The organism is Streptomyces sp. R35 (assembly GCF_041053035.1).
GTDB lineage: Bacteria > Actinomycetota > Actinomycetes > Streptomycetales > Streptomycetaceae > Streptomyces > Streptomyces lutosisoli.
Genome location: NZ_CP163440.1, coordinates 11197692 through 11220712, shown reverse-complemented (window position 1 = coordinate 11220712; position 23021 = coordinate 11197692). Strand labels below are relative to the sequence as shown.

Here is a 23021-nt window from a genome sequence, read left to right as displayed (position 1 = left end):
CCCGGTCTGCGGGCCGACCCCGTGATCACGTTGGAGACGATGGACCTCGAGGTGAGCCCCAAGCGGCTGCGCCTCCTGACCGCGATGCGTCACGACTCCCGCCTCGGCGCGGGCGCGGTCTCCCTTCTGATCCTGGCCGCGATACTCGGATGCGCGGCCAGCATCGGCGCCCTGGCCAATTGGGTGGGCGTGGGCCCGATGGGCTGCATGATCGCTGCCGGTGCGGCCGCTGTCGTGGCCATCGGGGTGATCATCTTCGTCTTCACGAGCAAGGGCGCCAACCACGCTCCGGAGACCAGGCCTCCGGTCGGCAAACCGGCCAGGGCCTCCAAGGCCGTCAAGAAACGCAAGAACCGCAAGCGCCGCCGGTAAAGCACCATCCCGGCAGGTGGGGCCGGAGCAGCGTCCGCTGCTCCGGCCCCACCTGCTTTTGCGTGCGCGTCGCACAACGGCCGCGACGGCGCCGGTCGGGCACCTTTGGGGCCGACCGTCCCTGGCCAACGCCATCGCCCTCCCCGCACGTCACAGTCGACAGGCCCATCGCCACCGACTGGCACGCCGACCCCGCCCCCTTCCCCGACTGACCCCCCGAGCCGGGCACCTCGACTGCGCCCGGTGACGGCCACACCGCCGGCCGGGAGTGCGTCGGTGATGAAGACCGGGGCGGCCGGCTCCCCGCCCAGCAGTCGCCTGCTGCCCACATTGGGCACCGTGATGTCGGGTGTGATGAACGGGAAGATCCTGAAGTGGTCCGCTGCCTGCTCGGCCGGGCTGCTCACCGCCGGGACGTCCAGGTGGCGGGCGATCGCCTCGGCGATCCCGCGCACCGTGATGCCCTCTTCGATCGCGGCGTACAGTCGCCGGCGTAGCCGGACGCGCCCGTGTCGCAGGCGATCCCGATCCGCCTGGGGATGAAGCCGGTCCTGTCCCGCGTGCTGTGCGTGACCGGCGGGGTCGCGACGAGCGCGGTCCGCGCCGCGTTCGGTTACCCCGGAGATCGCGCGGGCGACGGCAGAGCGGGGGCCGGCGTCGATCGCCGCGTCGCGCTCAGCGTCGCCGATGGGTCCGGCCAGCGCCGATGAGCGCCTTGCCCGTGCCGACCAGCACCTCGCCGAGCACTTGCGCTGTGGCCAGGTCGGCGGCCAGCGCGTCGGCGAACCTGCCGACGTCGATGGTGTTGTTTGTACGCGAGGTGGATGATCGCGTCGGTTCCGGCCGCGGCCTCGCATAGACCGTCCAGGTCGTCGACGTCGCCGCGGCGCGCCTCGGTACCCATGGCGTTGAAGGCGTCGGACCGTGCGAGGCCGACAACTTCGTGACCGGCCTGCATCAGCTCGGGCACCATCCGATGTGGCGGCCAGCACCGGTGACGATCCACGGCGAACATGCCCTAGAGGCGGCAACCCGCAGCGAACGCGGTGTTCCTGTCCGCGTTCGCTGCCCTGGCCGGCCGGGGCGCCTCCCGCGGCGGGCCCAGGATCCCGCCTCCCGCACCTACTGCGACCGATGCCGGGCCTGCGGAAAGACCTACGCCCAAGTCCTCCTCAGCCTCGCCCCCCACCGCGTCAGCGTGCTGTTCGCCATGCTCCGCGACGGCGCCTTCTACGAACCCAGAACCCCGCGCCTCGCTTAGCGAAGGGCACAGAAGCTCCCCGGTGAGCAGGGTCAGTACCCGATCCGGGCCACCCGCTCGCGCTCAGGGCGATCGGCGTGCGCGACGTCCGCGCCTCGGCGAAGTGGTACGGCGGCTCCGTCGGGGCTCTCGGTCAGCACCGGTCTCGCCGGCCGGGCACCGCGAAGCCCTCGGCCGTGTCGGTGACGCAGCCGAAGCACGGCCCGGTGGTCCGCGGCCGAACGGAGGGACGCCGCGTACCGTGCCCTGCGAGCCGATGAGCCTCACCTCCTGTTCGTTGTGTCGGCCTTCTGGCGCGGTCGCGCAAGTGTTTTCACATGTGAAGCACGAAGCGCCCTGCGCAGGAGTCGCGGTCCCCGGCGACCACGATCTCGTCCTCTACAACCACCCCCGTCACGACCGGGTCCGCACCAGCGGTGACAGCGTCTTTGCGGATCTGTCCGCGATTCCCGACGACATCCACTTCGTGGCCGTGATCACCAAGCATCGATCTTGAAGCCCAACCCACCGCTGTCTTCGGTCAGCGCGCGGAGATCATCGAACCCTCCGGCACCCGTCTGTCCTTCGAACCGACCCTCTTCGTCTCGGGCGAAAGCGTCACCATCGCCATCGAGATCTATCGGCACGGTGCGGACTGAACAGCGTGTGATGTCGGCCAGGGCTACGACACCGGCCTGGCAGGCCCTCACGGACTACAGACATCATCGAGGCCTGACGCCGGTGTCCGTGCGTGTGTGTGGGAACTCGGCCTGCCGGGATCACGGCCGGGGGCGGCTCTTGCGCGGCGGGTGGCACACCGGGCAGCGTTTGCCGGTCCCGCCGCGGCGGGAGCGCTGATCGGGCGTGGCTTCCCAACGTCCCGGGCAGCCGGGCTTGGAGCAGGCCCATCGGCACGGTTTGGTGGAGCTCGGCCTCAGTTCCTTCCCGGTCAAGTTCGGTTCGTCGATCACTGCCTGCTGTGGGTCCATTCCGGGTCCAAATCGATGAGCAGGCCCGGGTCCAGCCCGGGCAAGTACAGGTCGAAGCGGTCCTGACCGCGCCCGGGCAGGCGGAGGCGGTGGTCCAGTTCCACGCTGAGCCCGGAGGCGGGCTCGACGAGTATGGCGACGTTGCACTCGAAGGGGGAGCGGGCATGGCCGGTGCAGTCCGGGCACCCGCGTCCATTGGTGCGGTTGGCGAGCGTCGCCGGCCAGAAATGCCCTTGAGCGCACTCCCACTCGCACAGGTCATGAGACTGCGGGCACAGGGTGTCCGGACCACGCTCGGGACGGCTGAGGTTGCGGCGGAACTGCCGTGTCAGAGCAGGATTCAGATCGGCCAGCGATTCTCCCGGACCGGGGGCCCGGTTGCGGCGCTTCCAGCACTCAGGGCACCCCGAGGGTTTGACGGTACGGGTCCGAAGCTGCAACCGGGCGGGCCACTGGTGACCGCATCCTTCCGCCGGGCAGCGCCACTGGCACCGGTCCGTGGAGGACAGCGGCATGTCTTCCAGCGCCATACCCGGGCTGGACAGGTTGGACACGAACTCGACCTTCAGCCGAGCCCGAACTGCAGCCACCTCGGTAGCACTTCGCCGTTTACCCATGGCTGCAGATCCTGACAGCCGTCACTGACAATGGCCGTCCATGGGCCGGGTGTGCTGCCGGGTACCCACAGCGGCTGGAGAGAGCCAAGTCCCGTACCGAGGAAGCACGTTCGTGTCCGGGTGATTTCATGTAATGGGCAGACTGCAGGTACATGCCGTGTTAAAGATGCCTGTGTGCGTGTAACACGGGTGCTGATTGAAGGCTTCAGAGGTTGGGGACACCTTGATGTGCGTCCCGGCAGCCATGTGTTGGTGGCGGGGGTCCCCCGTGCAGGACGCACCGACCTGATCACCGCTCTTGCCCGGGTCCTGGATCCGGATGCCGCGCGTGGCGCCGCACTGTCCGATCTGCATCAGCGGCCGGTCATCCCCGACGGCGCCGACTCTGCACCGGCTGAAGCGGACGATGACGTGGCCGAGGGACGGGCAGAAGCCGTCGTTGAAGCCGCCCCAGCCGCCGATGTTGTCGGCGCGGAAGGTGCGGCAGAAGAGGACGCGTCTGGCGACAACGGCGCCACACCGCGAGCTCCCTCTGCGGTGCTGCAGCGGGTGAAGGCCGCCCAGGTCGAGGTGACACTGACCGATTTCGATCCCGATGTGCAGCAGTTGCTCGATGGGGTCCTGGAGCCACTGGAGGACTCCGGGTGCGCGAGTGAGGATCCTGATGCGTCGGCGGATGCTCCGCTGTGCGCGCGGCTGGCCTATCGCCTGAGCTATGACGAGGAAGCCGAGACGCTGGAGTCGGTGGTGTACTTCCCGGCGCGCAGCAACCCGGCGCTCGGCCAGTACTCCCGGGTTCCGGCCGCCACCCGGCGGATGCTGCCGGTGGTCACCCTCGATGCCGGCCAGCCCGTGCAGTTGCGTGCCGGTGCTGGCTTGCGGCGCATCCTCGACGAGCGGGACGCCAAGGCCGGTGCTGCGGCGTTTGATGCGCTGGCCCAGGCCGTCGCGAAGGCCGTGTCAGCACTGTCGGCCACCCCGGCTGTGGCTGAAGCCGTCAACACGGTACTCGTGGTCGGCCGGGACAGGGGAACGGCTCGGCGACGCCCCGGTCCCCGCTGAGCAGGTCGGCTTTCGCGCCGAGGATGGGTCGGTGGCCGCGTTGCTGCGAACCCTGCGCGCAGCGCTGGATCTGGACGCAGGCGGCATGCTGGGGCTAGCACAACACGACAGCACGGTCAGCGCGGTGTTGTCCATGGCCGAGACGATCTTGCTGGCCACAGTAGCCCGGAGCAGTGGTGCTGGCAGATGACTTTGGTGACCAGTTAAATACTCCTGCCACCGAGCATCTGGCGGCCCTGCTGCGCGCCCGCTCCGGGCAGGTGTGGCTGTCCAACCCGGGGCCGGAGGCCGCTCGGGACTCCGAGCCCACCGAGGTCGTTAGCGAGGCTCTTCCTCGCCTACAGCGTAGCGTTGCGTTGGCTCCTGCCAAGTACCTGGGGGGTCCATTGGAAATGAGCTACCTCGCGACCGTAGCAGACGACAAATCCCGCATCCGTTGCCGAAATGCACCGTCCTTCGGCTGGCAGCGCCAATTGCCACACCTGCTGTCCGTTTTCCAGATTCCAGACAATGGCCGTGCGGTCTTCGCTGACGGTGACGACTGCGAGAGTGCCCTCCGGCAATGCCAGGGTGGCTAGGTCGTTCACCGGACCGTTGTGGCCTCTGAGGGTGTGGATGCGCTCGCCGTTGTCCAGGTTCCAGACGATGGTGGTGCCGTCATCTCCGGCGGTGACGGCTGCGAGGATGTTTGTAGGCAACTTCAAGGCGGCCACGGTGCGCACCGGCTTCACGTGGCCGCCCTCGAGGGTGCGGATGCAGTCACCGTTGTCCAGGTCCCAGATCATGGCAGTGCCGTCGCTGTGGGCGGTGACTGCCACAGGCGGGCCGTGACGCGGCATCAAGGTGGCTACGGCATTCACCGACGTCTTACGGCTCTTGAGGGTGTGAATGCACTCCCCGTTGGCCAGATTCGAGACGATGGCGGTGCCATCGTCACTAGCCGTGACTGCCACCCGAGCATCATCACGAATCCCGGTGGCAACATCATTCAGCCTGGCGGAGTGGCCCGGGAGAGCTCGGATGCGCTGTCCGGTGTCCAGGTCCCAGACGATGGCGATGCGATCATCATGAGCAGTTACCGCCACCCGGGTTTCGCCGTTCAACACCGAGGTGGCTACCGCGCGCACCGAACGCGCGTGGCCTTCGAGACGTCCGAGGCGCTGGCCGTTGTCCAAGTTCCAGATGATGGCCCTTTCGTCGTCGCTGGCAGTGACCGCCACGCGGGTGCCGTCACGCAGCGCTCCAGTGGCGACTCCGTGCACGAACTTCGTGTGGCCTTCGAGCGCGCAGCGGGGTTCGTTGGTGTCCAAGTTCCACACGATGGCAGTGCGGTCGTCGCTGACGGTGATCGCCAGGGGTGTGCCATTGGGGAGCTCCGAAGTGGCTACGGCGGTCACGGACTTTGTGTGTGCTTCGAGGGCACGCCTGCATTGGCCAGAGTCCATGTCCCAGACGATCGCGGTGTGATCGGCGCTGACAGTGACTGCTACAGGTGTACCGTCGCTCAGTTGAGTGGTGGCGACACCATTCAGCGACTCCTGGTGCCCTTCGAGGGTATGGATGCGCCGCCTGTTGTTCAGGTTCCAGACGATGGCGGTCCGCTTGTCGGTGGTGGTGACCGCCGCGGGGACGCGGTCAGGAAGTACTGCGGTGGCCACGGCATGCACCCACCTGGAGGGAACCTCGAGGGTGCGGCGGCGTCTGCAGTTGTCCAGCTTCCAGACGAGGGTAGCGCCGTCGGCACTGGCGGTAACCGCAACCCGGATGCCGTTCGGCTGCACCAAGGTGGCCACGGCCACTACTGATTTCTCGTGTTCTTCAAAGGAACCTCGAGATCTTCCGGTATCCAGGTTCCAGACGATCGCGGTGTGATCGTCGCTGGCAGTGACCGCCACCGGAGTGCCGTCAGTGAGTACCGCGGTGGCCACGGCGTTCACCGAGTTGGAGTGGCCTTCGAGAGTGTGAACTCGCTGTCCGGTAACCAGATTCCACACGATGGCAGTACCGTCGCCGCTGGCAGTGACCGCCACCGGAGTGCCGTCAGTGAGTACCGCGGTGGCCACGGCGTTCACCCAGTTGGAGTGGCCTTCGAGAGTGTGAACTCGCTGTCCGGTAACCAGATTCCACACGATGGCAGTACCGTCGCCGCTGGCAGTGACCGCCACCGGAGTGCCGTCGCGTAGCTCCAAAGTGGCCACGGCGATTACCCATTGCCTGTGGCCCTTGAGGATGTGGAGGAGGGCTGGATCTGCGGTTCGGTTGGTGGCCCATCGCGGTTCGGCCAGGTTGGTCCGGTCTGCTATTGGGAGGGTGGCGAAGGTGTGAGCCAACTGGGGTTGCTGCCAGCAGACTGCATCGAGAGCCAGGAGGTCGCGGCGTGCTTTGCGTTGGTGGCGCTCGGGGTGGTGTGCGGTGGTGGTGCGGTAGATGCGGGCGTGGAGGATTGCCTGTTCGGTGGCGGCGTGGTGGAGGTGGGGTGTGAGCGTGTCGGGTTCAGCGCGTAGGAGGTAGCACGGGTTTTCGAGGAGTTGGTCGAGTGCCTCGGCGTTAACGGCGGCGGCGTGATCGGCTGCGTGCCGTAGGAGGTAGGGGTGGGCCTGGGCCCAGTTGTGCGAGGCAGTGTCAAGCAGCGCGGTGTAAAGGGTGGCCGGGTCGGTGAGAGGGGCGGTGTGGTCGGTGAGTGCTTGGTGGAAGTAGCGGTAAAGGAGGCGACGGTCGGTATCGGGGGTGGTGCGCAGGTAGAACGCGGCTTTCGTGAGGGCACGACGAGTGTTCTTGAGGTTTGGCGGTAGCTGCTGCTGGGCGCGCTCGGGTGCATGTGCGCAGGCGGCTTCGTGGATGAGCTCAAGGGGCATACCTTGGCCGCGGGCCTGGCCAAGGACGGCGAGAACCGGATCCGTCCAGGGCTCGGCGCTGGCGAGCGTTCTTTGCTCGAGATCGAAGACCTCGGTAATGCTGCGGGGCGGGTCCACGATCGCTTCCGGGCAGGCCAGGAGATGGTTGGCATACAAGGCAGCGACGAGGAAGGCTCCGCTGTCGCTGTATCGCGCGAGCTGGTCGGCTATGCGGTCGAGTTCGTCGGGCGTGCAGCGCCGATCTAGGAGCCGATCGAGGTACTCGCGAAGGTCGCAGGCGAGGTGAGCAAAGTCGTCTTCGTTGACGGGATCGAGATCGAGGACGCGGTCGCGGTGTTGGACAAGCTGCTGGTGCAGGGTAGGCAAGGTGTCCCACCACGGGCGGGTGCCGATAGTGACGCGGCAACCGGAGCGCGGCCCGCCCCCGGTCGTGCCTGACAGCGGGAACAGGAGTTGGTCGAGGATGATGGCGGGATCAGCCGCCTCGTCCAGCGCATCAACGATCACAAGTACGTCACCAACGTTGTCTAGGCGACGCATGAGGGCTTCTGGGGTGTTGGGCACGGGCTGGGCGTGCCGACCGGTGTCGCAGTCATGATCGTCGTCGGGTTCGCCGCCGGGTGTCGCCGCAGGGGCAGATGCGAGCTGAAGGTCGAGCTGCCTGTGCAGTGTCTCGGTAACTTGTTCGAGGTCGCGCTGGCGGGCGTGGACGGCGAGCACGACGTCGGGCTGGTGGGGGCGGAACGTAGTGACGACCGAGCGGACCTTGGCCCGCAGCGGCTCAGGAATTTCCGGGTGGGTCATGCAGGTGATCACACCGAGCAGGGCAGATTTACCGCTGCCCGGGCTTCCGATGGCGACCAGCAATCGATCCTGGGTTCCGTCAGTGTTGTCTATCCACGCCCTGATGCGCTCGAGCTCGGCCTTGCGGCCAGAGAACTGGATGGCATCGGCGCGGGCGTTGCCTGCGGCGTGGGCGGCGAAGTGCAGCGGGTCCAGGCCCGGGTCGCAGTTTAGAGCGAACTCCAGGAGTGAGTTACGGAGTCTGGCTACCAGCTGTGCGTGGGGGTCGGTGCTATGGGTCGGATTAGGGAGGAACGGCTGGGGTTCCGATACGGCCTGCGCGTGCGGGGTACGGACGACGGACTGACCCAGTCCTTTGTCCGCGCGATCGGACCGCTTCATCTCCCGGTCGATTGCTTTAGCGAGGGTGTCGACGGGGACGTACTCCTGGTCGGGAGAAACATCAAGGAGACCCTCGGCGAGGCGATCCAGGACACTGGTGGCGGCGGTAGTGAAGCGCGCGCCGTAGGTGATCTGGTCGCCGGCGCAGGCCGCGATCACCCAGAGGTTGCGGTGGGCATCCTGAGGCCGTTGAGCGAGCTGTTCCTGGAAGTACTGCTCGGTGATGGCATGGCCGCCCCCGCACACGTCCAACAAGAGCAGCACCGGTCGTCCGCCTTCCTCGGCAGTCTCCAGGAGATGGGTGAAGGGCAGGCACGTATCGCCAAGGGCCTCCGGGTCGCCGCCCTTGCAGACCAGATACAGGACGCCACTGGCCGACGCCCGGATGCCGTGTCCAGCAAAATGCATGATCAGCGGCTCACTGCGGGAAGCGTCACGCAGGTCTTTCCAGGCCTTGCGTAGAGCGTCGCCGTCGGGCTCCTCCAACGGTGCGCTAGCGAAGATCACGCCGTTGTCTTGCAGCGAGCGGGCAAGTTTTTCCACGGCGTCGCGAACGGCGGGAAGCGGCCCGAAGATGACCCGTCCAGCAGCTCGGTCCTCCTCGGTAAGGTATGCCTCGGGGAAGTCGCCCACTCCTGCCACCAGCGCCCGCACCATGGGTCTCAGCCTCCTCACGGTCGATGCTTTTAACGCATCGCTCGCTGCCGCGAGCCGGACATGAAAAGTCGGGGACTCGATCGGTCGTGTCGCCAGCCAGGCGTAGACCGCTGAACTACTCGTATCGTTTCGGGCGCGCTGCTGGCTGCGGTCCGGTTACCCCGATCATTTCAACGGTAGGACGCTGGCCTGGGATGCTGCACCTTCGCGCCCAAGCGACTGGGGCATCGGCACCGTGCAGACCCGTGGCCATCGTGAGACGCCCATCGTCCACGCATCGGCGGCCAAGCTTGCATTTCGCGGAGCCGCAAGCAGAGGCCTTCCGCGAGTGTGGTGATCGTGGTGGGCGACGCTGCATGCCTTGGCGAAGAGTCCTGAGGACCGTGTTTCCTTTCCACCCCAAGGCGTCGATCACTGCTCGTTGCCGTTCGATTCTGGAGGGTCATCGCCTGGGTAATCCAGGTATGCGGTGAGGGCAGTCGCCGTCAGCCCATCGGCGAGGTACCCGCCGAAGGCGTGGAATCCCAGGCCGGTGTCCGTGGTCTCATCTTGATCAATGGGGAACACGTCTGAGAGCCCCGGTGGGATCGCGACGATATCGCCGACATCTGCGATGTTCACCCACCGCCGCACACCGGCGGGCCGTGTCCCCCGCCCGGCACGCAGTGCGGGGTCCAAACGCCGTGCCAGCCCCGGCAGTCCCAGGGGGGAGCCCACCGTCAGCAACAGCTCAACGTCCAGATCCGAATAGGCCTCATCGAGGAGGGTTTCGTAGACGACGACGGAGCCGAGCGAGTGTGCAACTACAACGGTCGGTCGATAGTCGCGGATCGTCTTGCCCACGCGCTCGCGTGTGAGCCTGCGCCTATCAGGCCAGGCAGTGTATGCCTCAACGTCTCGCAGAAGCGCGACCATGATGCGTTCCAGCACACCCACCGTATGCTCTTGCATCGTCTGAGCCAGCCAGCCGCCACGCTTCCTGACCAGCCATCCCAGCATCTGGCGCAACGGTACAAGCCCGATATTCTGGGGGTCTTGGGGCGAAAAGGCGCCTGCTTCCGCCAGCCATTCAGCGGCCTCAGCACGCTGTTTGCGTGTGAGGTCCTCGAAACGCGGATCGACATCGGTGGCGTGCGCCTGGGCGGGCGGCTCGGTACGGAGCAGGTCTGCGTAGTAAGCCATCACCACCTCGGGACTCGCTTGCCCCAGCCGTGCCTTAGCCAGTCCTTCCGCCAGCTTCGGACGACACTCCTTGGCTTTGAGGCACGCTGCCTTCTCGGGCGTCGCCCCCGGGACGTGGTTGAAGATCCCGTGCACCAAGACCACCGGCTTCATCCCATGCCCCCTTCCGAGCAGGCGGCTCCTGACCGGGATGTAGACCAGGACTCCGTTCTCCCAGCTTCCCTGGAGCAGGGGAGCCACGCTCGTCGTACACGCTGGCCTCTCGCTGGGTAGGGTGCAGGAATCACGCCAGCGGCCCTGCAAGACGTATGGGCGGGGCCTGGACGTCGGCTGGGCGCACGGCAACTGCGGCCAGCACAGTGTCCGGCGAGGCCGTCAGGTGCAGGCCGCTGTCCAGATGGATCGGCCACTTCGGCGCCACGTGCGCGGATGACACCTCACCATCAACGAAGCCACGCGCATCCGCGCGCAACGGAGACCGTCTTCCCCCCCAAGGCGCCACAGCGAGCAGTTCAGCTCACATTCCTCGTCAACGAACATCGTGCCCGGAAAATCCCGCCGGCCATGGAGCCGCACCTACGGCACTGACTCAGTGCTGGTCTGATGCGGCCCGGGCCGCATCAGAGGAGGGCGTCGAGCCGGGCGTACGGTTCGGGCGCCCCAGCCGAGCGGACGCTGGCGAGCGGGTTCAACACCCGTCGCACGTGCGGGAATCCGGCGCGCGTCTCACCCCGCGCCCCGGCGGCACCGTACTTCGCCGAGACGGACGACCCCGAGGCGGCCGCCGGTTGGCGTGCGCCGCGATCCGCTTGGCGCCTGGGCCTAACGCACGGCTCAAGCAGTTACATGGTGTGGGTACAAGCCCCCCGCCACGTGAGGTCGGTCGTCTCGGAGACCACGTCGCAGGACGCGGATGTCGCCGCCGTCGAGGGAGTGGGAGATCTGAGGCCGCGCTAGCCGTCGGGCTGGTCCTGCAGAAGCTGGACAGCAGCCGCAGGCCCCGGCCAGGGCGTAATCCACACCTCGGACTACTCAAGGCACGATCGCCCTGGACTTTGGCCAGTGCTTCGCAACCTCATCAGTCCGGCCATCAAAAGCGCTTGAGAGGACGCATTCCCGGGCGGTGACCCGCCAGCGGATCCCAACGCCACTCCCCCGACGCCATCACATAAGCGTTCTCACTGCAAATGCGGCAGTCTCATCCAACCTGCACGATTGCAGGTCATACGGCCCGCACAGGTTCCAAAGTCCGTCGCAACCTATCTGCGGCACCGCAGGCCAGAGGCGCACAACAACCGCAACCCCGATGAAACCTCACACCGCATCCAGCAGGTCAACCGGACGCTCGATGTCTCACTGGAATTCGAGACAGAACAACTCATCAACCACGTCCTGCACCCAACCGACGGCAGACAAGCACACGGCCTATGACCAAGCCAGTACGCCTCGGCCGGGCACACCGTCTGCTGATCGCGACGGTCGTCGCCGGTGCGCTCGTCATCGCGGGAATCGGCTTCGCCGGTTCATACGCAACCGTCCGTGAGCTCGCCATCAAGAAGGGCTTCGGGAACTTCTCGTACGTCTTCCCGATCGGTATCGACGCGGGCATCTGCGTCCTGCTGGCCCTGGACCTGCTCCTCACCTGGATCCGCATCCCCCTCCCGCTGCTGCGCCAGACGGCGTGGCTGCTGACCCTCGCGACGATCGCGTTCAACGGCGCGGCCACCTGGCCGGACCCGCTGGGCGTCGGCATGCACGCCGTCATCCCAGTCCTGTTCGTAGTCTCGGTCGAGGCGGCCCGCCACGCGATCGGCCGCATCGCCGACATCACCGCCGACAAGCACATGGAAGGCGTCCGCCTCACCCGCTGGCTGCTCTCCCCCATCCCGACGTTCCTCCTCTGGCGCCGCATGAAACTGTGGGAGCTGCGCTCCTACGAGCAGGTCATCAAGCTGGAACAGGACCGTCTCGTCTACCAGGCCCGCCTCCACTCCCGCTTCGGCCGCGCCTGGCGCCGCAAGGCCCCCGTGGAGTCCCTGATGCCCCTGCGCCTGGCACGCTACGGCGTCCCCCTGGCCAAAACGGCACCCTCGGGCCTGACAGCGGCGGGCATCGAACCCGCGCTGGCTGCAGGCGCATCCTCCCCCACGGCAGGCGGCAACGACCCATCCATGAAGAGCAACCCCCCGCCCAACCCGGTGCCCGAGGCTGCAGGCCCGCCACAGCACAGCCCCTCCCCCACCGACAGCCGAGCGCGGCCGGCGGAGCATCACATACCCCCAACGGCCTCGCGATTCCACCGCTTGCACACCAACGAACACAACAACTCGACCGCGGCCGATCCCCCTCTCACCAATGGCCAGCAGACAACACCCGCCGCTGCCTGGGCTCCCCCTGCGCAACAAGAACCCAGCCCGAAAGAGGACCACTTCGCGCCCATCGAAAAGAGGCACGAAGACAACGAGGCAACTCAGGCCGGTGAACTGAGCCCGGTCGACCGCTACTACATGGCCTGGCACGACTTCCAGCAACAGCACCAAAGAGAACCAGACGGCAGCGAACTCTCGGCCCGCCTCGCAGAAAACGGGATCCTGGACCGGGAAAACCAGCCGATCAAACCAAGAACGCTAGCCCGCTACTTCCTCCAATTCCGCATCTACACAACGTGGGCTCAGCACCGCACCATCACCGACAACCCATCCATCGACCAACTCGCCAAAGAACTCGCCCAGCGCGGCATCACCGCCCAATACAACAAACCCATCCACACAACCAACCTGGAAAAACACCTCAGCAGCTTCGAACGCCGCTGGCAGACACTCACCGCCCGCCAACACACATATTGATCTCCCCCTGTACGACCGGACACTGGACGAAGGGCCCCTTCTCACGTGTGCGAGAAGGGGCCCTTCGTCATCTGTGGACCAACGGGAGGACGAGAGCGTCGTACAGTGGCGCGTCCGGGAAGGGCAGCACCTCACCGAGCCACTCGTAGCCCCAAGCCTCATAAAGTGCGCGCACCTTGGGATGGTCTCGCTCAACGAGCAGCGTCACCCGCTCCTCGGGCCGCCCCTGCAGCAGCTCGTCATGGATCTGTCGTGCGGCGCCGGTACCGCGAACCTTCTCGACGACCATGAGCTCAGAGAGCGCGAATGTCCGGGCCCCGGTCTCGCTGGTCGCACCATCGGCGGCCGGCGTGCGCAAGCCGCTCCACCAGCGAGTGGTTTCCTGCAGCGTGCAACCGTAGGCGTAGCCAATCGGGCTGTCGTCGAGGTAGCCGACGACAGCGGCGAAGCCGGGTATTTCGGTGTTCCATCCGAGCCGCTCGTCGAACCGCGCGACGCTGCGGAAGTCCGCACCGAGCCGGTGTGGTCGGCTCAGGGGCAGGCGGTGAAGCGGCCGTCCCAGTACAGTCCGCCGCCGAAAGCGAGGAGCGGGACCGGGGCGCCGCTTGGCCTTCGGCGGCGGACTCTGTGGGAGGCCGGCATTCTCCTTGCGAGTCATAACCGGGGCGCCAGAAGGGCTCAGACAGGGCGTCATGCAGCCAGGGGAGTGGACCCGACCACAGAGAAGCGATCAGGCATCGCTGTTTCATGCGTGATCGGCTAAGACATTCGATGTGGTCAGACTCCCACTCAAGGCCTGGCCCTCGCTTTCGTTGCGGCACTGCTGTCGTACAGCGCTCGGTGCGGCATATGTCAGACATGAGATTGGTGGCCGGGATCGCTGGTGACCCAGACGACAGGCGGAGGAGGCGTCTTGGCACCGCTAATGCGTATTCCGTTGGAGGGCGGCGGCTGCGTTCTGGTCGAGGCACCCACAGCAGTGGAAGGGCCGGTCAAGGCCGGCCGTATCGGCGATGCCATTCACGAGGCAACGGGCACTCTGCAGCAAGCCCTGGAACCGGTCACCGAGGCTGCGCGCGCGGCACTGGACCGGCTGCGTAAGGCCCGGCCCGACGACGTGACGGTCGAGTTCGGGGTCGACCTCGCCTTCGCGACCGGGGCCGTGATCACTAGGAGCCAGGCCGGCTGCCACCGGAAGGTGACCGTGTCCTGGAAGAGCCCGGCCTGATCCCATGAACGGCGCGCAAGAGAGTTCGTACGACGGCATGGCGTCGGATCTGCCCGCTGCCGTGGCCAAGGTCCTCGGGCCGGACGGCAGAGCGGCCGGTGCCGGGTTTCTGGTGGCCGAGGGCGTGCTGGTCACCTGTGCGCACGTCGTCCAGGCCGCGGGGGGCGGGCCCGGGCAGCAGGTGCAGCTGGCGTTCCCTCACGTGGAGGGTGCAGACGGGCTGGAGGGGCTCGTTGTGGACCGGCTATGGCGTGTCCCCGAGGACGAGGACGTCGCCGTCGTCCGGCTGGGCAGAACGCTGCCCGGCATGCGGACGCTGCCGCTGGGCTCGGCCAAGGGGTGCCGGGGTCACGACGTGCGTTCGTTCGGGTTTCCCGCCCAGGCCCCGTCGGAGGGACACTACGGCTTCGGCAAGGCGGGGGAGCTGCTGCCGGCCTCCGCGAGGAGAGGCGCGCATCTGCAGCTGACCGACGCCAATGACCTCACGACCGGGTTCAGTGGCGGGCCGGTGCTGGATGAGGTGACTGGCCTGGTCCTCGGCATGCTCACCGAGATCACCGCCCCGGACGCATACGAGCGGGGACAGGGGGTTGCCTACGTCACTCCGACGCAGGTCCTGCGGCAGATCATCCCAGAACTGGCCGAGAAGGAGGTATGCCCCTACCTGGGACTGGAGCCGTTCACCGCCGACCACGCACAATGGTTCCACGGCCGGAAGGACGCAGTACGGCAGGTTGTGACCAACCTGGCCCTGCAGCGACGGCTGACTCTGCTGCTCGGGCCATCCGGATCGGGCAAATCGTCCCTTATCCAGGCCGGGGTGCTTCGTGCCCTGGCGGAGGGGGAGCTGCCGGGCAGCGACCTGTGGCTGCCCGTCCTCGTGCGGCCCAGGCAGGATCTGCTCGCCGAGATCGGGCGCGCCGGACTCCCCGGGGCCGCCGCCGACGGGATCGCCGCGGCAGCCACCCGCAGGCTGGCGACCGAGCCTGCATATCAGCGCATCTTGCTGGTCATCGATCAGTTTGAAGAACTCTTCATCCAGACGACCAACGGTCGATTGCAGCTCCGCATGGCCGCCGCCGACCAAATCACCGCAGCGACCGAATCGGACGCCAAGCTCAGCGTGATCCTGGTCATGCGCGACGACTTCTATCCCCAACTGGCCGCCCTGGCACCCAAGCTGCTGGACTTGGCAATGCCCGGGCTGCTGAACGTACCCGGCACCCTGAGCCAGCACGACCTGCACGACATCATCACCCTGCCCGCCCGCGACGTGGGACTTCGTTTCCAGCCAGGACTACCCGAACAGATCATCACCGACGTCCTGGCCAGCGCCCCGGAGGCGGCCGTGACCCGTCAGGCCTCCGTCACCGCGCTGCCCCTGCTGGAGCTGACGCTCCGCCAGTTGTGGCGCCGACGGAAGGACGGCTTCCTCACTCACGAGGCCTACCGGCGCATCGGAGCGGTCAGCGGCAGCATTACCACCTGGTGCGACAGCGCGCTGACTGAACTTGCTCCCGATCACCGGCCCATCGCCCGGCGGGTTTTGATCTCACTTGTGCACCCGGCCGACCCCAGCCGCAACGTCCCCCCCGTACGTGCACAGGTCCCCATCAACGACCTGCGCGACCTGGCCACCGACCCCGGTCACACACCTGGCGGCGCCAAAGCCGTCGACGACGTCATCGCCGCCCTCACACACCATCGCATCATCACCACTCAAACCCTCCGCACGTCCCAGGACGTCGATGAGCCTGGCGGGCGGCCGGCGGCTGAACTGATCCATGAGGCTCTTATCCGTGACTGGGGCGCACTGCGCGCCTGGGTCGACCAGGACCACCGGTTCCAGGACTGGCTCAACCGCACCCGCGACCGGCAGGCCCGCTGGGCTGCGGAAAAGAACCCGGGAGACCTGCTCGGCGGAACAGCACTCGCGGAAGGCCTTGACTGGTCACGGCAGCGTCGAGTACCGGACGACGTCGCAGCGTTCCTCTCAGCCAGCAAGCAACGCCAGCAGGCCGTCACTCGGCGCACCAGACGCATCAACTCGGTCCTTGCGTCCCTCCTGGTCATCGCACTCATCGCCGCAGCGGGCGTCCTCTGGCAATGGCGGACGGCAGTCGACGAACGACAGGCCGCCCTGCACCGCCTGTCCCAACAGCTTGCCGCCCAGTCCACTGGGCTGATCAGTACAAACCCGGAGCTCGCTTCGCTGCTGGCCATTCAGGCTTACCGCACGAGCCCCACTTCCGAAGCCATCTCAGTCCTGCAAACTGCCGCGGCGCTCCCGCCGAATCGGCCCTTGAGCAGCGACTACTCGGTGGATTCGGTCGCATTCAGTCCGGACGGCCGTATCCTCGGCACCGTCAGTGACACGGTGCGGCTGCGGGATGTGGCTACCGGCAAGCCCGTCATCAGTCTGAAGGGAGACCCGAGTGGGATTCGTTCGGTGGCGTTCAACCGCGATGGGACGGTGGCTACCGGCGGTTGGGACAACATCGCACACGTGTGGGATGGCCACACTGGCGAGATCCGTAGAAACCTGAAAGGGCATACCGGGGCAGTGAATTCGGTGGCGTTCAGTCCTGATGGCCACACGCTCGCCACCGGCAGCGCCGACCACACAGTGCGGCTTTGGGATGTCGTAACTGGCAGGCTCATCAGGATCCTGAGGGGCCACACGGGCGAGGTGTATTCGGTGGCGTTCAGCCGCGACGGCCACACCCTCGCAACGGGCAGCGCCGACTCCACGGCGCGGCTGTGGAATGTAGGCACTGGCAAGCCCATCGGCACCCTGATCGGGCACTTCGGCCCGGTGTATTCGGTGGCCTTCAGTCCTGATAAGCGCACCCTCGCCACCGGCAGCGCCGACAAGACAGTGAGGCTCTGGGGTGTCGCCAGCGGTACGACCCGCACCGCCCTGATCGGGCACACGGGCGAGGTGTACTCGGTGGCGTTCAGTCCTGATGGCCACACGCTCGCCACCGGCAGCGCCGACCTCACAGTGCGGCTTTGGGATGTCGCCAGCGGTACGACCCGCACCACCCTGGCCGGGCACACAGGCGAGGTGTACTCGGTGGCGTTCAGTCCTGATGGGCGCGCTTTCGCCTCGGGCAGTGCCGACATGACAGCAAAGCTCTGGGACCTGGGCGCTGTAGCGACCCGCACCATTTTGTCCGGGCATACCGACGCTGTGGATGCGGTGGCGTTCAGTCCCGACGGCCGCACCCTCGCCACCGGCAGCGCCGACCTCACAGTGCGGCTTTGGGATGTCGCCAGCGGTACGACCCGCACCACCCTGGCCGGGCACACAGGCGAGGTGTACTCGGTGGCGTTCAGTCCTGATGGGCGCGCTTTCGCCTCGGGCAGTGCCGACATGACAGCAAAGCTCTGGGACCTGGGCGCTGTAGCGACCCGCACCATTTTGTCCGGGCATACCGACGCTGTGGATGCGGTGGCGTTCAGTCCCGACGGCCGCACCCTCGCCACCGGCAGCGCCGACCTCACAGTGCGGCTTTCGGATGTCGCCACCGGTGCGACCCGCGTCAAACTGGCCGGGCACACGGACAGGGTGGATGCGGTGGCGTTCAGTCCCGATGGGCGTTCGCTTGCCACGGGCAGCGCCGACGAGACAGTTCGGCTGTGGGATGTCAGCACGGGCAAAGCCCGTAGCGTCCTCACCGGCCACACCGACGCCGTGGATGCGGTGGCGTTCAGTCCCGATGGGCGTTCGCTTGCCACGGGCAGCGCCGACAAGACAGTTCGGCTGTGGGATGTCAGCACGGGCAAAACCCGTAGCGTCCTCACCGGCCACACCGACGCCGTGGATGCGGTGGCGTTCAGTCCTGACGGCCGCACCCTCGCTACGGGCAGCGCCGACAAGACAGCGAAGCTCTGGGATCTGGGCACTGGCAGACTTAACACCACTGCCCTGACGGGGCACACTGACGCAGTGGATTCGGTGGCGTTCAGTGCCGACGGCCGCGCGCTCGCCACCGCCAGCGTTGACCACACGGTGCGATTGTGGGACGTGGGCACTGGCAAGCTCCGCACAGCCCTGATCGGGCATACCGGCGCTGTGGATGCGGTGGCGTTCAGTCCCAACGGCCGCACCCTCGCCTCCGCCAGCGCAGACTTCACGGTGCGGCTATGGGATCCGGGCACTGGTGTGCCCCGCACCGTCTTGTCCGGTCATACCGGCACTGTGGATGCGGTGGCCTTCAGTCCCTACGGCAGCACCCTCGCCTCCGCCAGCACTGACAAGACCGTGCGGTTGTGGAATGTAGTCCTCTCCACACCCACGGGTGCGATCCAAAAGATTTGCCGCACCGTCCGCCGTGACCTCACCACTCAGGAGCGAAACACATATCTGCCAGGCCGATCAGTGACGCCCTCATGTCCAACCCAGCACCACTAGGCCGTCTTGTTTGGGTCAGCCGGTCGTTGGTCCGAGTGTGCCGATAACCGATGCGCAGTAGGCGCGAACCGAGCCGTTACTCCCGGACCGGACGCAGAAGCGCGGTGGCCGGCGGAGGGATTACATGGAGGCGATCGACGCAATCGCCTTCAAGGTCCAGACCGGACATAGTGGGCCCACCTGCCGGAGAGGTACGGCAACCGACGAGGTGTCTCCAACCGGTTGCGGATGTAGGCCGTCGACCGCACCTGGGAGCGGGTCTTCACCGCGCTGATGGCCCAGGCCGACGCTGATGAGGACCTGACCTGGGCCGTGTCGGTGGACTCCACGATGGTGCGAGCTCACCAGCACGCGGCCGGGGCCCGCAAAAAGGGGCCCCGGCCGACGAACCGGCCGACCATGCCATCGGCCGGTCCCGCGGCGGGTTGACCGTCAAGATCCACCTCGCAGCCGATGCCCGCTGCCGCCCCTCCCGTTCGTTCTCACCGCCGGACAGGCCGGCGATGCGTCGCGGCCCACAGATCCCAGGTGAACGTCGGAGTCAACACGCGGTCCAGGCACCCACCGGCACTTGCTCAGCTCTCGCGCACATCCCTCCAGTAGTCCTGGAGCATCTCGGTCGGCCACGAGGGCTGTGTGACAGGGCCGCGAGGGAGCATCTCCTTGAACACGGCCACGAAGTCGACGATCGGTGTGCCGTCGACGGCGTCGAGGTCCGTCACGTGGAGGTCGCACCCGTCCACTCCGAGCAGGCGCGGGAATGACGTCGCGATCCGGGCGGGGCGCCGGTGGTTGCGGTGTACGAACGTTCCGGTCGCCGGCCACTCCGGGTTGTTGCGAGGGCTGCGGGCATGCAGCGCGACGTCGCTGGGCGAGCCCTCGGAGAAGTACCAGGTGACCTGGAGGTGCGAGAACTCCTCGATCCCCTTCAACGTGTCGAGGGGGTAGTCCGGGCGCAGCCGGATGATGGATTCCACGCCGCCCTGGAAGTCGTCGCCGACCTTCAGGTGGCCCCCGACAACCGTGGCGACGATCGGCACCTCGATGGACTGTGCGGTCACAACTGCCCCTTCTTCCCCTCCAGATGGGATGTCCGGTACGTGTCCGCACCGCGCACCCCCATCGTCATGGCGCGGTCAGGCTACTCGCCTCAGCACGGCCTTGGCTCGTTCGTCAGCGGCAGCGAGGTCACCTTCGACCACGCGACGTTCAGCGGCAGCGAGGTCACCTTCGGCGGTGCGGAATTCAGCCGCGGCACGGTCACCTTTGACCGCGCGGCGTTCAGCGGCGGAACAGTCACCTTCGACCACGCGGTGTTCCTCGGGACCGCGTTTGTCTGGGGCTTTTGCCGTGCTTCTCGCCTCCCCTGACGGCGTACCTGACGGGTACGCACCCGCACCGGTCAGATGCCGTAGCGCTCCGGTTTGGGGGTGCGGGACATGAGCTGGCTCGCGGCGTCTAGGACGGTGATGTGGCCGTCGATGACCGCGGCGACGACTTCGGTGATCGGCATCTCGACGGCGTTGCGGCGGGCCAGATCGAGGACGGCTTTGCAGGACTTGACGCCCTCGGCGGTCTGGCGGGTAGCGGCCGTGGCTTCGGCAACGGTCATGCCCTGACCAAGGTGTTCGCCGAACGTGCGATTGCGGGACAGCGGCGAGGCGCATGTGGCGTGGAGATCGCCGACGCCGGACAGTCCGGAGAAGGTGAGCGGGTCGGCGCCGAGGCTCTCACCAAGGCGGGCAGTCTCGGCAAGGCCGCGGGTGATCAGGAGGGATTTGGCGTTGGCGCCGAGTCCCATACCGGTGGCGAGACCGACAGCGAGCGCGATGACGTTCTTCACGGCCCCGCCGAGCTCGCAGCCGGCGACGTCGGTGGCGGTGTAGGGCCGGAAGTACGAGGTGAGGCAGGCGGCTTGAAGCGTCTTGGCGGCAGTCTCGTCGGTGCAGGCGATCACGGAGGCGGCGGGCTGTCGGGCGGCGATCTCGCGGGCGAGATTGGGGCCGGAGATGACCGCGACGCGCTCTTCGGGGATGCCGGTCACCTCGGTGATGACCTGACTCATGCGCAGCCCGGTGCCGGTCTCGATGCCCTTCATGAGGCTGACCACCACAGCACTGTTGGGGATGAGGGGTGCCCAGGCGGTCAGGTTGGCGCGCAGTGTCTGGGCGGGGATGGACACGATGACGTGGCCGGCGCCGTCCAGGGCCTCGCCCGCGTCGGTGGTCGCGCGGAGCGAGTTGGGGAGGGCGACGTTCGGCAGGTAGGCCGGGTTGTGGTGGTGGGTGTTGATGGCGTCGGCGATCTCCGGCCGCCGGGCGTGCACCGTGACGGCGTTGCCGGCGTCGGCCATCACCATCGCCATGGTGGTACCCCATGATCCGGCGGACAGCACCGCGATCCGGTTCATCCTGCTCTTTCTCCTTCAATGGTGTCCGGCGAGCCTAACTGGCAGCCGAGGGAGCGGGTGGTGCGGGACGCAGCGTGACGACGACGGCGCGGCGGTCATCGAGGCGGGGCAGCATGCGGTGGGCCTCGGCCAGCATGTTGTCGGTTTGGTCGTGACCGACCTCGCGGCGCAGTTCGTCTTCGTGGCTGATCTAGAGCCGGTATACCCGGCGCCACAGCTCCGGTTCGTCCCGCCGTCTGTCGATGCACTCGATCGTGAATCCCGCCGCACGTGCCTGTGATCCGATGGCGTGGCGGACACCGACGGGCAGGACGCGGGTCATGACGGCGCGACCGCCAGGGGCGAGGACGCGGTGGAACTCTGTGAGAGCCGCGACGCGATCACTGGCGTTGAAGAGGGCGTCGACGCACACCAGGCCTTGAACGTGCCCGTCGGGTAGTCCGGTGGATTCCAGGCTGCCGACACGGAATCGGGCGTGGTCGATCGGGACGAAGTCGTGCCGGCGCTCGGTGGCGAGCCGGACGGCGGTGGCCGAGATGTCGATGCCGACGAGCTGCACGTTCAGGGCGCGGGCCAGCCACAGGCCGACGCCGCCGGTGCCGCAGCCGATGTCGGCGAGGACCTGGCCGGGACGTAGCTGCAGGCGGCCGGCCAGGGCGCCCAGGAGCGTCCAGTCGCAGGAGCTGTTGGGGGCAACTTCGGCCGGGTAGGCGTCGCCCATCGCCTGCGCGTACAGCCGGGAGACGAGGGGGCTGGCGGCGCGGGCGGCGTGGAATTCGTCGTAGTGCGCGGCCTGTTCGAGTTCGCGGTCGGTGAAGGCGGTCATCGCGCAATCGCCCTCCGCGTGCGTGAGCGGGCGCCAGGCGCGACGACCTTCACTGCGGCGAGTGGCTCGTCTGGGCCGGACAGGGTGACCGCGATCGGCTCGTGGCCGGTGACGGCCTCAATGCGTGTGGCGACGTCCTCGACCTGCTTGGCGAAGGTGCTCTCGGCTGCGGCGGCTCCGTTCGCCGGTTTCCAAGGGGTCATGGCGGCCGCGGTCTGCGGAGTCGGCAGGCTCGTGTCGAAGACTTCGTCGCGGGAGGCGAGGTCGTCGCGGGTGCCCGCGATGCACGTGAGGCGGGACTGCGCGGCCTCGGTGATGGCCCGGGTCAGCGCGATGGCCGCATCGGTGTGGCAGCCCGAGCCGGCGAACCAGGCCGGGTAGTCCTCGGACCACAGGTACGCCAGGCACACCGGGATGCCGTACCGGCCCTCCACCACGGCCAGTTCGAGCAGGACGTGCCGGTCCTGGAGGCGGTCGATGAGGGCGCGGGCGTACGGGTCGTCGACAGTGACCTGGTCGACGAGGTGGCGCAGGGCGCCGTCGGCGGTCTCGTCCGTGTGGAGCACGTCGCGCTCGATGACTTCGTACATGGCGTGCAGCAGCGCCTCCTCAGGGGTGTTGCCGCAGGCGAGTCCGGTGCTGGTGGTGCGCAGGACGTGGGGGGTCCACATCGTGCGGGGTGCCCGGGAGATGAGGGACGTGGGCACGAGCATGGGCCGGCCGGTGGTGAGGCCGGTGCCGGCCGTCCATTCCAGCGGGAGGTACGCGAGGCCGGGGTGAGCAACGCGGAGGGGCAGGGAGAGCAGTGGGTAAGGCGGGTTGAGGTCCTGGGCGGTGCCGTACTGATCGACGGGTAAGGGCTGTTCGGCGTGCCACAGCTCAATCGCCTCCATGGTGGCCGAGATCGCGGCGAGGCGGTCGGTGGCGCCTTTGCCCTGGGATGCGGCGAGGGTGTGGGCTCCGGGGCGGATCGCGGTCCACACGGGCAGGCCGAGGTGGTCGAGGCCGGTCAGGTCGGCGACGCGGGTGATGCCGTAGCGGGGCAGGCGGGGGGCGAGGACGCCCCAGGTGTCGTCCGGGGTGCGGGCGCGGACGGTTCCGTTGAGCCGGATCGTGTCAGTGGGCATCGGTGACT

Annotated in this window: 18 protein-coding genes and 3 pseudogenes; 10 read left to right on the top strand and 11 right to left on the bottom strand. The window is 67.4% G+C overall.

All coding sequences use genetic code 11. The features are described 5' to 3' along the window. Together AB5J50_RS50845 and AB5J50_RS50840 are read left to right on the top strand one after the other, a co-directional pair. Positions 1-372, top strand: a 372-nt coding sequence (locus AB5J50_RS50845) for a hypothetical protein (RefSeq protein ID WP_369265261.1), incomplete at its 5' end; no start/stop codon positions are given. A 509-nt stretch (positions 373-881) separates the two neighbouring features. Continuing rightward, a complete protein-coding gene (locus tag AB5J50_RS50840; protein WP_369265753.1) occupies positions 882-1082 on the top strand; it encodes a hypothetical protein in 201 nt (66 codons plus the stop codon). Here the strand turns inward: AB5J50_RS50840 and AB5J50_RS50835 are convergent. Continuing rightward, the gene (locus tag AB5J50_RS50835; protein WP_369265748.1) at positions 986-1330 is read right to left on the bottom strand and encodes a hypothetical protein; all 345 of its coding nucleotides are present in this window, start codon (positions 1328-1330) and stop codon (positions 986-988) included. The genes AB5J50_RS50840 and AB5J50_RS50835 overlap by 97 nt on opposite strands. A gap of 147 nt (positions 1331-1477) precedes the next feature. Between AB5J50_RS50835 and AB5J50_RS50830 the strand changes: the two are divergent. Next, a pseudogene (locus tag AB5J50_RS50830) lies at positions 1478-1633 on the top strand (IS110 family transposase); the annotation flags it as partial. A 319-nt stretch (positions 1634-1952) separates the two neighbouring features. Continuing rightward, positions 1953-2129: a hypothetical protein gene (locus tag AB5J50_RS50825; RefSeq protein ID WP_369253717.1), complete on the top strand. Its 177-nt coding sequence runs from the start codon at positions 1953-1955 to the stop codon at positions 2127-2129. Positions 2130-2391: 262 nt separating this feature from the next. Here AB5J50_RS50825 and AB5J50_RS50820 read toward each other — a convergent pair whose 3' ends face one another. Continuing rightward, positions 2392-2601, bottom strand: coding sequence for a zinc-ribbon domain-containing protein (locus AB5J50_RS50820; protein ID WP_369265260.1), 210 nt, complete (start codon positions 2599-2601; stop codon positions 2392-2394). After that, a complete protein-coding gene (locus tag AB5J50_RS50815) occupies positions 2580-3191 on the bottom strand; it encodes a zinc-ribbon domain-containing protein (RefSeq protein WP_369265259.1) in 612 nt (203 codons plus the stop codon). Before AB5J50_RS50815 ends, AB5J50_RS50820 begins: the two co-directional genes overlap by 22 nt. Before the next feature lie 201 nt (positions 3192-3392). Here AB5J50_RS50815 and AB5J50_RS50810 point away from each other — a divergent pair, with 201 nt between their 5' ends. Next, a complete protein-coding gene (locus AB5J50_RS50810) occupies positions 3393-4280 on the top strand; it encodes a hypothetical protein (protein ID WP_369253723.1) in 888 nt (295 codons plus the stop codon). Between the two features lie 338 nt (positions 4281-4618). Here the strand turns inward: AB5J50_RS50810 and AB5J50_RS50805 are convergent, their stop codons facing one another. The 3 genes and pseudogenes from AB5J50_RS50805 to AB5J50_RS50795 form a co-directional block, all read right to left on the bottom strand. After that, positions 4619-8977 carry a hypothetical protein gene (locus AB5J50_RS50805; protein ID WP_369265258.1) on the bottom strand — a complete coding sequence of 1453 codons (4359 nt, stop codon included), beginning with the start codon at positions 8975-8977 and terminating at the stop codon, positions 4619-4621. A gap of 411 nt (positions 8978-9388) precedes the next feature. Then, positions 9389-10312 carry a hypothetical protein gene (locus tag AB5J50_RS50800; RefSeq protein WP_369265257.1) on the bottom strand — a complete coding sequence of 308 codons (924 nt, stop codon included), beginning with the start codon at positions 10310-10312 and terminating at the stop codon, positions 9389-9391. Between the two features lie 470 nt (positions 10313-10782). Further along, a pseudogene (locus AB5J50_RS50795) lies at positions 10783-10973 on the bottom strand (2-(5'-triphosphoribosyl)-3'-dephospho CoA synthase); the annotation flags it as partial. Positions 10974-11586: 613 nt separating this feature from the next. Between AB5J50_RS50795 and AB5J50_RS50790 the strand changes: the two are divergent. Further along, a complete protein-coding gene (locus AB5J50_RS50790) occupies positions 11587-13005 on the top strand; it encodes a DUF2637 domain-containing protein (protein WP_369265256.1) in 1419 nt (472 codons plus the stop codon). A 67-nt stretch (positions 13006-13072) separates the two neighbouring features. Here the strand turns inward: AB5J50_RS50790 and AB5J50_RS50785 are convergent, their stop codons facing one another. After that, positions 13073-13663 carry an N-acetyltransferase gene (locus AB5J50_RS50785; protein ID WP_369265255.1) on the bottom strand — a complete coding sequence of 197 codons (591 nt, stop codon included), beginning with the start codon at positions 13661-13663 and terminating at the stop codon, positions 13073-13075. A gap of 255 nt (positions 13664-13918) precedes the next feature. On the opposite strand from AB5J50_RS50785, the gene AB5J50_RS50780 reads away from it, so the two are divergent. The 3 genes and pseudogenes from AB5J50_RS50780 to AB5J50_RS50770 form a co-directional block, all read left to right on the top strand. Beyond that, positions 13919-14233, top strand: coding sequence for a CU044_2847 family protein (locus tag AB5J50_RS50780; RefSeq protein WP_369265254.1), 315 nt, complete (start codon positions 13919-13921; stop codon positions 14231-14233). A gap of 4 nt (positions 14234-14237) precedes the next feature. Beyond that, positions 14238-18650: a trypsin-like peptidase domain-containing protein gene (locus tag AB5J50_RS50775; protein WP_369265253.1), complete on the top strand. Its 4413-nt coding sequence runs from the start codon at positions 14238-14240 to the stop codon at positions 18648-18650. Positions 18651-18962: 312 nt separating this feature from the next. After that, positions 18963-19155, top strand: a pseudogene (locus tag AB5J50_RS50770) (IS5/IS1182 family transposase); the annotation flags it as partial. A gap of 70 nt (positions 19156-19225) precedes the next feature. Here the strand turns inward: AB5J50_RS50770 and AB5J50_RS50765 are convergent. After that, positions 19226-19711 carry a TrmO family methyltransferase gene (locus AB5J50_RS50765; protein WP_369265252.1) on the bottom strand — a complete coding sequence of 162 codons (486 nt, stop codon included), beginning with the start codon at positions 19709-19711 and terminating at the stop codon, positions 19226-19228. Positions 19712-19750: 39 nt separating this feature from the next. Here AB5J50_RS50765 and AB5J50_RS50760 point away from each other — a divergent pair, with 39 nt between their 5' ends. Next, positions 19751-20020: a hypothetical protein gene (locus tag AB5J50_RS50760; RefSeq protein WP_369265251.1), complete on the top strand. Its 270-nt coding sequence runs from the start codon at positions 19751-19753 to the stop codon at positions 20018-20020. A gap of 32 nt (positions 20021-20052) precedes the next feature. Here the strand turns inward: AB5J50_RS50760 and AB5J50_RS50755 are convergent, their stop codons facing one another. The 3 genes from AB5J50_RS50755 to AB5J50_RS50745 all read right to left on the bottom strand — a co-directional run bounded on the left by AB5J50_RS50755 (position 20053) and on the right by AB5J50_RS50745 (position 23013). Beyond that, complete coding sequence (locus AB5J50_RS50755; RefSeq protein WP_369265250.1) at positions 20053-21060, bottom strand: NAD(P)H-dependent glycerol-3-phosphate dehydrogenase; 1008 nt, start codon at positions 21058-21060, stop codon at positions 20053-20055. Between the two features lie 190 nt (positions 21061-21250). Then, on the bottom strand, positions 21251-21886 hold the full coding sequence (locus AB5J50_RS50750) for a class I SAM-dependent methyltransferase (RefSeq protein WP_369265249.1): 636 nt from the start codon (positions 21884-21886) through the stop codon (positions 21251-21253). Continuing rightward, positions 21883-23013: a YcaO-like family protein gene (locus AB5J50_RS50745; RefSeq protein WP_369265248.1), complete on the bottom strand. Its 1131-nt coding sequence runs from the start codon at positions 23011-23013 to the stop codon at positions 21883-21885. Before AB5J50_RS50745 ends, AB5J50_RS50750 begins: the two co-directional genes overlap by 4 nt. Positions 23014-23021: the final 8 nt, after the last annotated feature.

What these genes read in the sequence shown, in the direction of transcription:
- AB5J50_RS50835 (WP_369265748.1), bottom strand. Translation starts at nt 1,330, where the DNA reads ATGCAGGCCGGTCACGAAGTTGTCGGCCTCGCACGGTCCGACGCCTTC.
- AB5J50_RS50820 (WP_369265260.1), bottom strand. Translation starts at nt 2,601, where the DNA reads ATGGACCCACAGCAGGCAGTGATCGACGAACCGAACTTGACCGGGAAG.
- AB5J50_RS50805 (WP_369265258.1), bottom strand. Translation starts at nt 8,977, where the DNA reads ATGGTGCGGGCGCTGGTGGCAGGAGTGGGCGACTTCCCCGAGGCATAC.
- AB5J50_RS50800 (WP_369265257.1), bottom strand. Translation starts at nt 10,312, where the DNA reads ATGAAGCCGGTGGTCTTGGTGCACGGGATCTTCAACCACGTCCCGGGG.
- AB5J50_RS50790 (WP_369265256.1), top strand. Translation starts at nt 11,587, where the DNA reads ATGACCAAGCCAGTACGCCTCGGCCGGGCACACCGTCTGCTGATCGCG.
- AB5J50_RS50785 (WP_369265255.1), bottom strand. Translation starts at nt 13,663, where the DNA reads ATGACTCGCAAGGAGAATGCCGGCCTCCCACAGAGTCCGCCGCCGAAG.
- AB5J50_RS50775 (WP_369265253.1), top strand. Translation starts at nt 14,238, where the DNA reads ATGAACGGCGCGCAAGAGAGTTCGTACGACGGCATGGCGTCGGATCTG.
- AB5J50_RS50755 (WP_369265250.1), bottom strand. Translation starts at nt 21,060, where the DNA reads ATGAACCGGATCGCGGTGCTGTCCGCCGGATCATGGGGTACCACCATG.
- AB5J50_RS50750 (WP_369265249.1), bottom strand. Translation starts at nt 21,886, where the DNA reads ATGACCGCCTTCACCGACCGCGAACTCGAACAGGCCGCGCACTACGAC.
- AB5J50_RS50745 (WP_369265248.1), bottom strand. Translation starts at nt 23,013, where the DNA reads ATGCCCACTGACACGATCCGGCTCAACGGAACCGTCCGCGCCCGCACC.